The organism is Pseudomonas sp. ASL4, from assembly GCF_056680395.1.
The window spans coordinates 977291-991458 of the sequence record NZ_CM155280.1 but is presented as its reverse complement, the minus strand read 5'-3'; the positions used below and the strand labels follow the sequence as shown (position 1 = coordinate 991458).

Below are 14168 nucleotides of genomic sequence, written 5' to 3'. Positions count from 1 at the left end.
AGCCCCGACTCCTAAGCTCACCCGATGCTGAATGTTCAGCACTGGGTTTGGCGACCTGGAAGCTTAAGGCGTACGACGACCATCGACGGCGGGTTCACTTCCGCCACATCGAGTCATGGCGGCTGTGCGTGGGAGACCTTCGGGTCTGCCGGGTTCCTTTTGCTCCGGTTCGCCAACCCGCGTACAGCTGCCACCCAATCGTTTGGCGACGATTGACGGCAGCCCCTTTAGCAAAAGGAGTTGTATCAATGAATAGTGACGACACGTATCTGACACCACACACCTTCACCCGCCACAAACTTCACCTGCACGCCCTCCTCCTCGAAAACCAACCCTGGTTCAGCGCCCGCGACCTCGGCCGCCTCCTGCGCCTCTACCTCGACGAACGCGCCGTGCGCAAACTCGACCCCGACCAATACCAAACCCTGATAATGCTCAGCCACGGCACCGTCGAAAGCACCCTGCTGATCAGCGAATCCGGCGTCTACGCACTACTGATCTACCACTACTGCCCCGAATACCGAAGCCTGCGCGAATGGCTGACCCACGACGTAGTGCCCGTCCTCAGGGACGCGCAACAACCCACCTCAACCGAACGCCCGATTTTGAGCCTGCTGAACTGGCCAGAGATGTCATTGAGCTTGCTGCACTGGAATAACCAACCGTGGATTCGGCTGCAGGATGTTCCGCACATGCTACCGGAGGGTGAACGGCCGCAGCGCGCAGGGAATGCGCCGTGGTGGAAGCGTGCTTCGCGAATGCTCCAAGCATTCTGAACGACAAAGAAAAACCCCACGTTTATAACGTGGGGTTAGTTCAGAAGCAGAGGATCAGGCACAGTGCGGAAGGCGCTCAACCTGATCCCTGATCGCAGCCCCTCGCTCAATTTCGGCCGTACGCAAATCGTAAGTCGATTGCAGGTTCAGCCAAAACTCAGGGGTCGTGTCCAGGCAGATAGATAGCCTGAGCGCCATGTCAGCACTGACGCCTCGACGTTGAAGCACGATGTCATTCACCGTCGGCGTCGAAACGCTCAATGCTCGGGCCAAGGCTGCCGCCGTAAGGTTCAGAGGCTCCAGGTATTCCTCTTTAAGGATCTCGCCAGGGTGAACCGGACGCATACCATTCTTAGTCATTACTCACCATTGCCACCAGCCATCGATTACGTATCTTCAGCGTTGAGCGACAGCACCTACCAGAAACATGAAGCGCCTAACTTTCATGCATTTCAAAAACCGCCCCAGCCGAAGCCGGGGCGGTTTCCGCCGGGTCAATCCTTACAACGGATCATTCCAGCGGTCCCGCAGAAACTCGTACAGGCGAAAAGCCCATAGCGCGTTCCTAACGAGGCTCCATATATGTTTAAGAAACTTAGACATACTTTGGCCCTCCTTGCGTGAGGCCAAACCTCCAGTGCGCTTTCCGGTGTACGCGCACCTTTGGGAATACAGGTGGGTGTTTCCATTGAGGAAGCGCGGGCCTTGGCCTCACCAAAGCCTGCAAATAAAAAACCGCCTCCTCAAGGCGGTTTTTTTTCGCCTTCGATTCAGCTTTCACCGCCGTCCTTCATCTCTCTAGGCAACGTCCTACAACAACCTCATCCCACGACTGATTACGTCGGCAACTCGACTCCCTTACGCTTCCCCCACCAGAAAAACACTCGCAACATCCTGCGAAGGTTTGGCACCTACGCCGCCGCACTACCCGACTACCCTTCAAAAAACCGCAGGAAGCGGTTCCCGTAGAAGCTCAAGGAACGACCATGTCCCTCTCCATCGTCCATAGCCGCGCCCAGATAGGCGTGGATGCGCCCGCCGTTACCGTAGAAGTGCACCTGGCCAATGGTTTGCCGTCACTGACGATGGTCGGTTTACCGGAAGCCGCGGTGAAGGAAAGCAAGGACCGGGTGCGCAGCGCGATCATCAATTCGGGGCTGCAATTTCCGGCGCGGCGGATCACGTTGAATCTCGCCCCGGCGGATTTGCCGAAGGACGGCGGACGGTTCGATCTGGCAATTGCCTTGGGGATTCTCTCGGCCAGTGTTCAGGTGCCGACGCTGACGCTGGATGATGTGGAATGTCTGGGGGAATTAGCGCTTTCAGGCGCAGTGCGGGCTGTTCGTGGCGTGTTGCCGGCAGCGTTGGCGGCGCGCAAAGCCGGGCGCACGCTGGTGGTGCCACGAGCGAACGCCGAAGAGGCGTGCCTCGCGTCGGGGTTGAAGGTGATCGCGGTGGATCATTTGCTTCAGGCAGTGGCGCACTTCAATGGGCACACGCCGATTGAGCCTTATGTATCCAATGGTTTGCTGTACGCCAGCATGCCCTACCCTGACTTGAATGAGGTGCAGGGCCAACTGTCCGCCAAGCGTGCGCTGCTGATTGCGGCGGCGGGCGCGCATAACTTGTTGTTCAGCGGGCCGCCAGGAACGGGGAAAACCCTACTGGCCAGTCGTTTGCCTGGGCTGCTACCGCCATTGGCCGAGAATGAAGCACTGGAAGTCGCGGCGATTCAGTCGGTCGCCAGTTGCGTGCAGCTAAGTCATTGGCCGCAGCGACCCTTTCGTCAGCCCCACCACTCGGCATCAGGCCCGGCACTGGTCGGTGGCGGCTCACGACCGCAACCCGGCGAAATCACCCTCGCCCACCACGGCGTGCTGTTTCTGGACGAACTCCCGGAGTTTGATCGCAAGGTGCTGGAGGTTTTGCGGGAGCCACTGGAGTCCGGCCACATCGTTATATCCCGCGCCAAGGACCGCGTACGCTTTCCGGCGCGCTTCCAATTGGTGGCCGCGATGAACCCCTGCCCCTGTGGATATCTTGGCGAGCCGAGCGGCAGATGCAGCTGTTCACCGGACATGGTCCAGCGCTACCGCAACAAACTGTCGGGGCCACTGCTGGATCGCATCGATTTGCACCTGACCGTCGCTCGGGAAGCGACTGCATTGAATCCTGCTCCCAAACCTGGCGACGACACGGCAACCGCGGCAGCACTGGTTGCTGACGCAAGAGAACGACAACACAAACGCCAGGGCTGCGCCAATGCATTCCTCGATCTGCCGGGGCTGCGCCGGCACTGCAAGTTATCCACAGCCGATGAAAGCTGGCTGGAATCCGCTTGTGAACGACTGACATTGTCACTACGAGCAGCCCACCGATTGCTCAAAGTAGCCCGAACCCTGGCGGACCTTGAGCAAGTCGATGGCATTAGCCGCGAGCATCTGGCGGAAGCGCTGCAATACCGACCAACAGCGAGCTGACCGTGATTACTCCTTAGTCAGATCCACCAACGGCGCTTGCCGCACTTCAGTCTCGCGCCCACCCTGAATCTCGCTAACACGATTCAACGCTTTATCCACAGCCCCCTTATCCGCCAACAAGCTGTAGCGAATCTGAAACTGCTTCTGCTCTTTCACCCCAATCGTCGGCACCAAACCAAGTGGCCGCTGATACCGACGGTTGTAGGAAAAGCTCGTCCCAGGCTCCAACCCAGTGACATAACCCTGCCCTTGGGTATCGGTGTTTTTCCACAACGAGAACACTGGCAACTGCTGAGTATTGAAGCCGACGGAAACCCCGAGGCTGCCAGCCTTGTTATGCAACACGGTCAGCGTGTCGCCCTTGGCATCGCCGTACGGCACGACGTTGTAAACCGTCTCGTCGTAATCCTTGGTCGGCGCACGGTAGGTCTGCCAGTCCGACAGTTCCGCTTTGGCCTTGTCGTTGAATGGCGAAACCTGCTTCACCGGCGCAGTAAAACGGGCGCCCTGTTCCAGGAATGGCGTGCTGAAGTTGCTGTGGTACAGCGCCTGGTATTCCTTCGGATAGTCGCCGTTGTTGGTCAACGTATCGTTGAGAGCAAACGCCACGCTGCCCGGTTCGGTGACCAGTTCGGTCTGCACCGAGAAGTCGACTTTCTTGAACGCCTGCTCCTTCAGCTCGCCGCGCAGGCTGATGGTGTACGGCGGTTTTTCGTCGATGTGCAGGGTTACTTTACTGGCCGGGATGTTGGCAGCGCGACCGTGCAGGGTCAGCAGCTCGCCGTTGTCGAGGCCGGGATGGCCGACCCATTCGTAACCGCAGCGGGCGACGAGTTCGTTGAAGCCTTCCAGCCAACCCAAGCCGCCGCGACCATTGAGTTCGATAAAGGACGGATTGACCACGTCCTTGACCGGCGAATCCCAGCCCATCCGCACATTGCCGACAGACGCTTGCAGGACGTTCATCCCACGGGTCGGCACTACCGAGAGTTTCATCTTGCCGTTATCGATGTCGACGATGCTGACGCCCTCCTGCCGACCGCCGTGCAGGGTGCGCAGGGTCACGGAGAAGGGTTTGTCGGTTTTTACGCCCAGTTGTTGGCTGGTGATTTGCCAGTTCTGGGCGGCTTTGTCCGTGTCGAGCAGGACGTAATCCCAGGCCATGGCGTGGGAGGCAGTGGAGAGCGCGCTGAGGGCAACGAGGAGTTTGAGCGGGGTCATGGAAGGAGCCTTTCTTGGAGTTGTGCCATTTTTATAGTCTTGCTGAAACGATTCATCAAGCTTAAATATAGAGACATGAGAAGAATTGCTGCCTAGGGGCTGGGAGCGGGTTGATGCGAAAGGGGAGGTTAAAACGGAAATGTAGGTGATCCCTTCGCGAGCAAGCCCGCTCCCACATTAGTTCGGCGGTGTACACGGCTTCTGTGAACACCAAAGATCCAATGTGGGAGCGGGCTTGCTCGCGAAAGCTATTTCAGTGGCGCCTCAACGAAACCGATCAACCTCATGCCGCAAATCCGCCGCCAGCTTCTCAAGCTCTTTGGCGGTAATGGCCAGATTGGATACCACTTCGCGCTGCTCACTGTTCGCCAGCGCAATGCTCTGAAGATTGCTGCTGAGCAAGGTCGCGGTGCTGCTCTGCTCCTGAGTTGCCGTGGTGATCGCGGCAAACTGCTGCCCCGCCGAACGGCTCTGCTCATCAATCCGCGCCAGTGCCGATGCGACGTTGGCATTGCGCGACAGGCCTTCCTGCATCAGCACATTGCCCTGCTCCATGGTGCTGATGGCGTTGCCGGTTTCCTGCTGGATGCTTTGGATCATGCCGGAGATTTCGTCCGTCGCTTCGCGTGTCCGCGACGCCAGGTTACGGACCTCATCCGCCACCACCGCGAACCCACGGCCCTGCTCGCCCGCACGGGCGGCTTCGATCGCGGCGTTCAGCGCCAGCAGGTTGGTCTGATCGGCAATCGCGGTAATCACGCCGACAATGCCGCCGATTTCCTGGGAGCGCTGGCCGAGGGTGTTAATCACGGTCGCGGTGCTGTTCAAGGCACCAGCGATTTGCTCCAGAGAAGCGGACGCTTCCTCCATGGATGTACGACCGATCTGGGTTTGCTGTGCGTTTTCCTGGGCCAGACGCTGGGTGCTGCCCATATTGTCGGCAATGTCCAGGGACGTGGCGCTGAACTCTTCCACGGCGCCGGCCATGCTGGTGATCTCGCCGGACTGCTGCTCCATCCCTTCATACGCGCCGCCGGACAGACCGGACAAGGCCTGGGCACGACTGTTGACCTCTTCCGACGCCTTGCGGATGTGCTCGACCATGGTCGACAGCGCTTGGCTCATCTGGTTGAAAGCCCGGGCCAACTGACCAATTTCGTCATTGCTCGACACGTTCAGGCGCACGCTCAAATCACCGGCACCCAAGGCTTCAGCCTGACGCACCAGATCCCCCAACGGCGCCAGTTTGCTGCGCAGCAACCAGACTGCCGAACCCACCGCAATCAACATCGCCAGCAGGCTGCCAATCGCCAGTTTAATGCCGACGTTCCAGGTCACGGCGCTGATTTCGTCTTGCGGCATGCTTGCCACCACCGACCATGGTCCGCCTTCGAAGGGCACGGCGAGGCTGTAGAATTCTTTCGATTTGTCGCTCCAGAACTCGCCCTTGCCCGGCTTCTTCGCCAGCGCAACGATGGCCGGCACGGCTTGATCCAGCGCTTGTACGCCGGCGATTGGCACTAGCCATTTATTCTGTTCGTCGAGCAGTGCCAGGGAGCCGGTCTGGCCGATACGGAAGCGTTTAAGGTTCTCGAACTGCGCGTTCTGCGCGTCGGTGTAATCGAATCCTACGAACAGCACGGCAATCACCTTACCGCTGCTGTCGCGTACGGGGGTGTACTGAGTCATGTAGGAGCGGTCGAACAACAAGGCGCGACCGACATAACTCTGCCCCGCCATCAAGCGTGCATAGGCCGGGTGAGCGTGGTCCAGCAACGTGCCGATGGCCCGGCTACCGTCCTGTTTGCTCAGGGACGTGCTGACCCGAATGAAATCCTCGCCGCTGCGCACGAACAACGTCGCCACGCCGGCGGTCATTTGCTTGAACTCGTCGACTTCCTTGAAGTTGTTGTTCAACACTTCGCTGCCCAGGTGCAAGCCCGGGGTCTGCACGCCCGCGACGGTCACCGGCTCATCCGCGTGCACGGTGAGGCCCGCGCTGAAGCGCTTCTCGAACAGACCGCTCAGGCGCTGAGTGCTTTCACGCAACGTGCCGTGGAACGTACTCAGCTGATCCGCCAGCAACCGGGCCTCACTGGCCAGGTGTTCTTCGCGGGTGGCGAGGTTGGCGGTGTTCAGCGAGCGCAGTGCGAACACGGTGCTACCGCTGATGACAATCGCCAGAATCACGGCTAGCGCGAGACCAAGCTGTGAGGCGATCCGGGCACGGGGATGAGACATGACAGCTCCTGGCCGAGCGACCGGATCCTCCTTGATCCAGCTCTACGCTCAGCAAAATTTCTAATAATGGGAAAAACGCGAAACCGGCACGAAGGTTCCACAAGCAGATTTTCGGCGGCAACGCTGAATACTTGAGTAATTAACCCGGTTATGGTCACGGGCAGCTACATCGATTTAGCTCAAGCGTTCGACGTCCGGCAACTCCATGGCCCGGACTTCCCCTTGCAGAAAATCGCTGAGCCGGCGCAAACGTTCGCCACCGGGGCGGGTTTTCGGCCAGACCAGGTAATAATTCTCACCGCTGGCGACGGCGGTCGGCCACGGCAAACTCAGACGCCCCTGCGCCACGTCCTCGGCCACCATCAGCAAATCCCCCATCGACACGCCGTAACCTCGGGCGGCCGCGATCATGCCCAATTCCAGCGTGTCGAACACCTGCCCGCCCTTGAGCGAGACCTGATCCGACAGCCCCATGCGCTCCAGCCAACTGCGCCAGTCGCGACGGTCCGGCGTCGGGTGCAGCAGCTCGGCGCTGGCCAGCCGCGCGACGTCCCACGGCTGATCCTTCAGAAGATTCGGCGCGCCCACCGGAATCAGCTCTTCGGGAAACAGGAACGTCGCCTCCCAGTCCGGAGGAAAATTCCCATTGCTGAGGATGACCGCGCAGTCGAACGGTTCGTGGTTGAAGTCCACGGAGTCGATGTCCATCCAGGCGCTGGTCAACTGCACTTCATTACCCGGTTGCAAGTGGCGAAAGCGACTGAGCCGCGCCAGCAACCAACGCATGGTGAGGGTCGACGGAGCCTTCATACGCAGGATGTCGTCTTCGGCGCGCAAGGTGTTGCAGGCGCGCTCCAGGGCCGTGAAGCCTTCGCGGATGCCCGGCAGGATCAACCGCGCCGACTCGGTTAGTTGCAAGTTACGCCCGCTGCGGTGAAACAGCCGACAGGCGAAATGCTCTTCCAGCGTACGAATATGCCGACTGACCGCGCTTTGGGTGATCGACAGTTCTTCGGCCGCGCGGGTAAACGAACTGTGCCGCGCCGCCGCTTCGAATGCGCGCAGGGCATACAAGGGAGGAAGACGACGTGACATGGAGAAAGCTCCTATAGCGGGATTCGGCAAACTTATCAGAAACGCCGCAGGATGAGTTTTAATCATGCCACCCATCCTTTTTATCCCTTTGTGCAAACCCCGCAGAGCGCCGAGAATCGAGCCTTTCCAGTTCACTTCATGAGGGAGCGTGATGACCATGCAGCATCCAGCACGTATCGAACTCTGGGCCATCCTGCGGCTGGCGGGGCCGCTGATTGCCTCGCAGTTGGCGCACATGCTGATGGTCCTCACCGACACCTTGATGATGGCGCGCCTGAGTCCCGAGGCGTTGGCCGGCGGTGGGCTGGGCGCGGCGACTTACTCGTTCGTGTCGATTTTCTGCATCGGCGTGATCGCCGCAGTCGGCACCCTGGTGGCAATCCGTCAGGGCGCCGGCGATATCGTTGGCGCGGCGCGACTGACGCAAGCCGGGCTTTGGCTGGCGTGGTTGATGGCGCTGGTGGCGGGGTTGCTGCTGTGGAACCTAAAACCGGTGTTGCTGCTGTTTGGCCAGACCGAAACCAACGTCCACTCCGCCGGGCTGTTCCTGACGTTCCTGCCGTTCGCCCTGCCCGGCTACCTGAGTTTCATGGCCCTGCGCGGCTTCACCAGCGCCATCGGCCGGGCGACACCGGTGATGGTCATCAGCCTCTGCGGCACCGTGGCCAACTTCCTGCTCAACTATGCGTTGATCACCGGGATGTTCGGTTTGCCGAAAATGGGCCTGGTGGGGATCGGCCTGGTGACCGCGATTGTTGCCAACCTGATGGCCGTGGCGCTGGCGCTGCATATTCGTCGGCACCCGGCGTATGACGCTTACCCATTGCGCCAGGGTCTGTCACGGCCGAACCGTCAGTACCTGAAAGAACTGTGGCGCCTGGGCCTGCCAATTGGCGGCACCTACGCGGTGGAAGTCGGGTTGTTTGCCTTCGCGGCGCTGTGCATGGGCACCATGGGCAGCACGCAATTGGCGGCGCACCAGATCGCGCTGCAGATTGTCTCGGTGGCGTTCATGGTGCCGGCGGGGCTTTCGTATGCGATCACCATGCGCATCGGCCAGCACTACGGCGCCGGGCAACTGCTCGATGCGCGGCTGGCCGGTCGGGTCGGGATCGCCTTTGGCGGCGCTTCGATGCTCGCCTTCGCCATGGTCTTCTGGCTGCTGCCGAATCAGTTGATTGGCTTGTTCCTCGACCACAACGACCCGGCCTTTCGCCCGGTCATCGACCTGGCTGTGAGCCTGTTGGCGGTGGCAGCGTGGTTTGAGCTGTTCGACGGCACGCAAACCATCGCCATGGGCTGCATTCGCGGGCTCAAGGATGCCAAGACCACGTTTTTGTTCGGGCTCGGTTGCTATTGGCTGATTGGCGCGCCGGCCGCGTGGATGATGGCCTTCAATCTGAACTGGGGCCCAACGGGCGTCTGGTGGGGGTTGGCGCTGGGACTGGCGTGCGCGGCGGTGAGTTTGACGCTGGCGTTTGAGTGGAAGATGGAGCGGATGATTCGGCGCGAGCCTGCGTCAGGGGCAAGCTTCCAAGTCGCCCAGCCTGACTGAGATCCCTGTAGGAGCGAGGCTTGTGTGGCGAGGGTGCTTGCTCCCGCTCGACTGCGCAGCAGTCGCAAAGATTTTGTGGCCGCTACGCGCCCAAGCGGGAGCAAGCTCCCTCGCCACAAGAGCCCGTCCCACAGATTTCGCGTTTAACTCACGATTTCGAGGGCGGGCTGCTGGCTGCTGCCAAAGGTCAAATACTCAACCAACTCCGCCAACGGCAAAGGCTTGCTGATCAGGTAACCCTGCACCTGATCGCAGCCAAAGCCGCGCAACAAGTCCAACTGCTCCGGGGTTTCCACGCCTTCGGCGACCACTTCCAAATTGAGGTTGTGCGCCAGGTTGATCATCGCGTGCACCAGTTTGCGGTTCTCTTCGCGCTCCTCCATGCCACCGACGAAGCTCTTGTCGACCTTGAGCAAGGTGATCGGCAGGCTGTTGAGGTGCACGAACGATGAGAAACCAGTGCCGAAGTCGTCGAGAGAGAAACGCACGCCGAGTCGGCCGAGGGCATCCATGGTCTGCTTGACCAGATCGCTACGGCGCATCACCGCGGTTTCAGTCAGTTCGAACTCCAGCCATTGCGCCTCAACGCCACGCTCGATGATCAAGCGACTGAGGGTCGACAACAATTGGCTGTCCTGAAACTGCCGGAACGACAGGTTGATCGCCATGTGCAGCGCCGGCAAACCACGTTCGCGCAACGCCTGCATGTCGCGCAGGGCCCGGGAAATCACCCAGTAACCCAACGGCACGATCAAACCACTCTGCTCGGCCAGCGGCACGAACTCGCTCGGCGGCAGCAAGCCCCGTTCGCCATGACGCCAGCGCACCAACGCTTCGAGGCCGACGATCTGGCCGTCTTCAAGGTTCAGGCGCGGCTGGTAATGCAGTTCCAGCTCATCGCGACGCAAGGCCCGGCGCAGCTCGCTTTCGAGATCGGCCATGCTGCGGGCATTGCGGTTGATGCGTTCGTTGAAGATGTGAAAGGTGCAGCCCTGAGTGCTCTTGGCCTGCTGCATGGCGATGTGCGCGTGCCACATCAGCGGGTCGGCGCCGGCCTGGGCCCGGGCATGGGCAATCCCGAGGCTGGAGCCGATCAACAGGCTCTCGCCGTCGACCCAATAAGGCTCGGACAACGCTTCGGTAATGCGTTCGGCCATCCATTCGGCGCGTTGCGGCGCGCGGCGGGTGTCGATCAGCAGGGCGAACTCATCGCTGCCCAGCCGGGCCAATTGATCGCCGGCCTCAAGCTGGCTTTTCAGCCGCGCGACCACTTGCAGGATCAATCGGTCGCCGGCCTGATGGCCGAGGGCGTCGTTGGCATGACGAAAGTTATCGAGATCGAGGTGGCCGAGGGCCAAACCGCGGCCGTCGTTTTCCGCCAGACGCGCCGCCAGCAGGGTCTGGAAACCCTGGCGGTTGGCGATGCCGGTCAGCGGGTCTTGCTCGGCCAGGCGTTGCAGGGTGTTTTCCAGCACGCCGCGCTCGCGCACATGGCGCAGGCACCGGCGCAACATGCCGGCGTCGAGCATATCGCGCACCAGCCAGTCACTCACACCGTCGGGCGGGGTCAGCGGCTCGTGTTCGAGCAACATCACCGTCGGCAGGCTGCAACGGCCAGGCAGAGGCTGAAGGGCCGGGATCGTCAACAACACCGCACTGCGGTTGTCTTCGAACAAACTGTTGACCGACTCCCAACTCGGCGCGCTGATCAGCACTGCCGAGCTCCCCATTGGAGCCAGACACTCGCGCAACAACGCTGCCCACGCTGGCTCTTCGGCCAGTAGCAGCAAACGCAAGGGTTCGACAGGCGTAGACAAGCTAGCTCCCTAGACTCTGCTAATGATGTAGGCGGCGGGCATTATGCCGCGCCGATAACCAATGACCAACTGACCTGGGTTATCAAACGCGGTTTTGTATCTGGAATACGAACATTAGACGCAAAACCCCCGCGCATCCTGCGTGAAAGTACCAAAACCGGCAAATAGAGATCGCGTGCTGCGTCACAAGTCGGAGAGAGCAGCACAATTCGCTGAGCCTGTTAAAATGCCGGCCCATTTCGCAAATGACTCCCTGATTCCGTATGTCCCGACTCAATCCCCGGCAGCAAGAAGCCGTGAACTACGTCGGCGGCCCTCTATTGGTGCTCGCCGGTGCAGGCTCCGGCAAGACCAGCGTGATCACGCGCAAGATCGCGCACCTGATCCAGAACTGCGGCATCCGTGCCCAGTACATCGTCGCCATGACCTTTACCAACAAGGCTGCGCGGGAGATGAAGGAACGGGTCGGCACCCTGCTCAAGGGCGGCGAAGGCCGTGGCCTGACGGTGTGCACCTTCCACAACCTGGGCCTGAACATCATCCGCAAGGAACACGTGCGGCTGGGCTACAAACCGGGCTTCTCGATCTTCGACGAGATCGACGTCAAATCCCTGATGACCGACATCATGCAGAAGGAATACGCGGGCGACGACGGCGTCGACGAGATCAAAAACATGATCGGCTCGTGGAAAAACGACCTGATCCTGCCCGCTGAAGCCCTGGAAAACGCACGCAACCCCAAGGAACAGACCGCCGCCATCGTCTACACCCACTACCAGCGCACGCTCAAGGCGTTCAACGCGGTGGACTTCGACGACCTGATCCTGCTGCCGGTGAAGCTGTTCCAGGAACACGCCGACATCCTCGAAAAATGGCAGAACAAGGTCCGCTACCTGCTGGTGGACGAATACCAGGACACTAACGCCAGCCAGTATTTGCTGGTTAAGTTGCTGATCGGCACCCGCAACCAGTTCACCGTGGTCGGCGACGATGACCAGTCGATCTACGCTTGGCGCGGCGCCCGGCCGGAAAACCTGATGCTGTTGAAGGACGACTATCCATCACTGAAAGTCGTCATGCTGGAACAAAACTATCGCTCCACCAGCCGCATCCTGCGTTGCGCCAACGTGCTGATCTCGAACAATCCCCACGAGTTTGAAAAACAACTGTGGAGCGAGATGGGCCACGGCGACGAGATCCGGGTGATCCGCTGCCGCAACGAAGATGCCGAAGCCGAGCGCGTGGCCGTTGAGCTGCTGACCCTGCACTTGCGCACCGACCGGCCGTACAGCGATTTCGCGATCCTGTATCGCGGTAACTATCAGGCCAAGCTGATCGAACTGAAGCTGCAACACCACCAGATTCCGTATCGACTGTCTGGCGGCAACAGCTTCTTCGGCCGTCAGGAAGTGAAAGACCTGATGGCTTACTTCCGTCTGATCGTGAACCCGGATGATGACAACGCCTTCCTGCGGGTGATCAACGTCCCACGCCGGGAAATCGGTTCGACGACGCTGGAGAAGCTCGGTAACTACGCCACCGAACGCAAAATCTCGATGTACGCCGCCACCGACGAAATCGGCCTGGGCGAGCATCTGGATACACGCTTCACCGATCGCCTGTCGCGCTTCAAGCGCTTCATGGACAGGGTCCGCGAGCAGTGCGCCGGCGAAGACCCGATCTCGGCCCTGCGCAGCATGGTCATGGACATCGACTACGAGAACTGGCTGCGCACCAACAGCTCCAGCGACAAGGCTGCCGACTACCGCATGGGTAACGTCTGGTTCCTGATCGAGGCGTTGAAAAACACCCTGGAGAAAGACGAAGAAGGCGAGATGACCGTCGAAGACGCCATCGGCAAACTGGTCTTGCGCGACATGCTCGAACGCCAGCAGGAAGAGGAAGACGGCGCCGAAGGTGTGCAGATGATGACCTTGCACGCCTCCAAGGGCCTGGAATTTCCCTACGTGTTCATCATGGGCATGGAAGAGGAAATCCTCCCACACCGTTCCAGCATTGAAGCCGACACCATCGAAGAAGAGCGCCGTCTGGCCTATGTCGGGATTACCCGGGCGCGTCAGACCCTGGCGTTCACTTTCGCCGCCAAGCGCAAGCAGTACGGCGAAATCATCGATTGCGCGCCGAGCCGCTTCCTCGATGAGCTGCCGCCGGACGACCTGGCCTGGGAAGGCAACGACGACACCCCCGTTGAAGTCAAAGCCGTTCGCGGCAATACCGCATTGGCGGATATACGCGCGATGTTAAAGCGCTAGAATCGACTACTTTTTAACCAGCCCTAGACGCACAGCCGTCCTTAGAGGAAAGCTTCATGGAAGCACTGCACCAGAAAATCCGCGAACAAGGCATCGTGCTTTCCGATCAGGTCTTGAAGGTCGACGCCTTTTTGAACCACCAGATCGACCCGGCCCTGATGAAGCTGATCGGCGACGAATTCGCCACGCTGTTCAAGGATTCGGGCATCACCAAGATCGTCACCATCGAAGCTTCGGGCATTGCGCCGGCGATCATGACTGGGCTGAACCTCGGTGTGCCGGTGATTTTCGCCCGCAAGCAGCAGTCCCTGACCCTGACTGAAAACCTGCTGTCGGCGACCGTTTACTCGTTCACCAAGAAGACCGAAAGCACTGTGGCGATCTCCCCGCGCCACCTGACCAGCAGCGACCGCGTGCTGATCATCGATGACTTTTTGGCCAACGGTAAGGCGTCGCAAGCGCTGATCTCGATCATCAAACAGGCCGGCGCGACCGTGGCTGGCTTGGGGATCGTGATCGAGAAGTCGTTCCAGGGTGGCCGTGCGGAATTGGATGCGCAGGGTTATCGCGTTGAATCGTTGGCTCGCGTTCAGTCGCTGGCCGGCGGCGTCGTGACCTTCATCGAATAAAGCCACACCGCAAAACCCATGTGGGAGCGGGCTTGCTCGCGAAAGCGCAGTATCAGTCAATGTTGATGTCGACTGACACAC

At 60.2% G+C, this 14168-nt stretch carries 10 protein-coding genes; 5 read left to right on the top strand and 5 right to left on the bottom strand.

Annotation, left to right across the window (positions count from 1 at the left end; all coding sequences use genetic code 11):
- Positions 1-248: 248 nt before the first annotated feature.
- Positions 249-776 (top strand): BRO-N domain-containing protein, encoded by a 528-nt coding sequence (locus AC1MEW_RS04310; protein WP_201255706.1) that lies wholly within the window; start codon positions 249-251, stop codon positions 774-776.
- 54 nt (positions 777-830) lie between these two features.
- On the opposite strand, the gene AC1MEW_RS04305 is transcribed toward AC1MEW_RS04310, so the two are convergent.
- Positions 831-1136 carry a HigA family addiction module antitoxin gene (locus tag AC1MEW_RS04305; RefSeq protein WP_480425500.1) on the bottom strand — a complete coding sequence of 102 codons (306 nt, stop codon included), beginning with the start codon at positions 1134-1136 and terminating at the stop codon, positions 831-833.
- Between the two features lie 626 nt (positions 1137-1762).
- Here AC1MEW_RS04305 and AC1MEW_RS04300 point away from each other — a divergent pair.
- The gene (locus tag AC1MEW_RS04300) at positions 1763-3256 is read left to right on the top strand and encodes a YifB family Mg chelatase-like AAA ATPase (protein WP_201198872.1); all 1494 of its coding nucleotides are present in this window, start codon (positions 1763-1765) and stop codon (positions 3254-3256) included.
- 6 nt (positions 3257-3262) lie between these two features.
- On the opposite strand, the gene AC1MEW_RS04295 is transcribed toward AC1MEW_RS04300, so the two are convergent.
- The 3 genes from AC1MEW_RS04295 to AC1MEW_RS04285 all read right to left on the bottom strand — a co-directional run bounded on the left by AC1MEW_RS04295 (position 3263) and on the right by AC1MEW_RS04285 (position 7813).
- On the bottom strand, positions 3263-4477 hold the full coding sequence (locus AC1MEW_RS04295; RefSeq protein WP_480425498.1) for an aldose 1-epimerase family protein: 1215 nt from the start codon (positions 4475-4477) through the stop codon (positions 3263-3265).
- Between the two features lie 264 nt (positions 4478-4741).
- Complete coding sequence (locus AC1MEW_RS04290) at positions 4742-6718, bottom strand: methyl-accepting chemotaxis protein (protein ID WP_480425497.1); 1977 nt, start codon at positions 6716-6718, stop codon at positions 4742-4744.
- A 174-nt stretch (positions 6719-6892) separates the two neighbouring features.
- On the bottom strand, positions 6893-7813 hold the full coding sequence (locus tag AC1MEW_RS04285; protein WP_201198878.1) for a LysR substrate-binding domain-containing protein: 921 nt from the start codon (positions 7811-7813) through the stop codon (positions 6893-6895).
- Between the two features lie 157 nt (positions 7814-7970).
- On the opposite strand from AC1MEW_RS04285, the gene AC1MEW_RS04280 reads away from it, so the two are divergent.
- Positions 7971-9368 carry a NorM family multidrug efflux MATE transporter gene (locus tag AC1MEW_RS04280; RefSeq protein WP_480425495.1) on the top strand — a complete coding sequence of 466 codons (1398 nt, stop codon included), beginning with the start codon at positions 7971-7973 and terminating at the stop codon, positions 9366-9368.
- 143 nt (positions 9369-9511) lie between these two features.
- Here the strand turns inward: AC1MEW_RS04280 and AC1MEW_RS04275 are convergent, their stop codons facing one another.
- Entirely contained in the window at positions 9512-11185 is a 1674-nt protein-coding gene (locus AC1MEW_RS04275; RefSeq protein WP_480425494.1) for a putative bifunctional diguanylate cyclase/phosphodiesterase, read from the bottom strand.
- Positions 11186-11448: 263 nt separating this feature from the next.
- Here AC1MEW_RS04275 and rep point away from each other — a divergent pair, with 263 nt between their 5' ends.
- Together rep and AC1MEW_RS04265 are read left to right on the top strand one after the other, a co-directional pair.
- A complete protein-coding gene (gene rep / locus AC1MEW_RS04270; protein WP_480425493.1) occupies positions 11449-13458 on the top strand; it encodes a DNA helicase Rep in 2010 nt (669 codons plus the stop codon).
- 56 nt (positions 13459-13514) lie between these two features.
- On the top strand, positions 13515-14087 hold the full coding sequence (locus AC1MEW_RS04265; RefSeq protein ID WP_201198882.1) for a xanthine phosphoribosyltransferase: 573 nt from the start codon (positions 13515-13517) through the stop codon (positions 14085-14087).
- Positions 14088-14168 lie beyond the last annotated feature (81 nt).

Bases quoted from the DNA above. Each gene is read 5' to 3' on its own strand.
- AC1MEW_RS04265 (WP_201198882.1), top strand. From the start codon at position 13,515: ATGGAAGCACTGCACCAGAAAATCCGCGAACAAGGCATCGTGCTTTCC.
- rep (WP_480425493.1), top strand. From the start codon at position 11,449: ATGTCCCGACTCAATCCCCGGCAGCAAGAAGCCGTGAACTACGTCGGC.
- AC1MEW_RS04310 (WP_201255706.1), top strand. From the start codon at position 249: ATGAATAGTGACGACACGTATCTGACACCACACACCTTCACCCGCCAC.
- AC1MEW_RS04290 (WP_480425497.1), bottom strand. From the start codon at position 6,718: ATGTCTCATCCCCGTGCCCGGATCGCCTCACAGCTTGGTCTCGCGCTA.
- AC1MEW_RS04295 (WP_480425498.1), bottom strand. From the start codon at position 4,477: ATGACCCCGCTCAAACTCCTCGTTGCCCTCAGCGCGCTCTCCACTGCC.
- AC1MEW_RS04300 (WP_201198872.1), top strand. From the start codon at position 1,763: ATGTCCCTCTCCATCGTCCATAGCCGCGCCCAGATAGGCGTGGATGCG.
- AC1MEW_RS04285 (WP_201198878.1), bottom strand. From the start codon at position 7,813: ATGTCACGTCGTCTTCCTCCCTTGTATGCCCTGCGCGCATTCGAAGCG.
- AC1MEW_RS04305 (WP_480425500.1), bottom strand. From the start codon at position 1,136: ATGACTAAGAATGGTATGCGTCCGGTTCACCCTGGCGAGATCCTTAAA.
- AC1MEW_RS04280 (WP_480425495.1), top strand. From the start codon at position 7,971: ATGCAGCATCCAGCACGTATCGAACTCTGGGCCATCCTGCGGCTGGCG.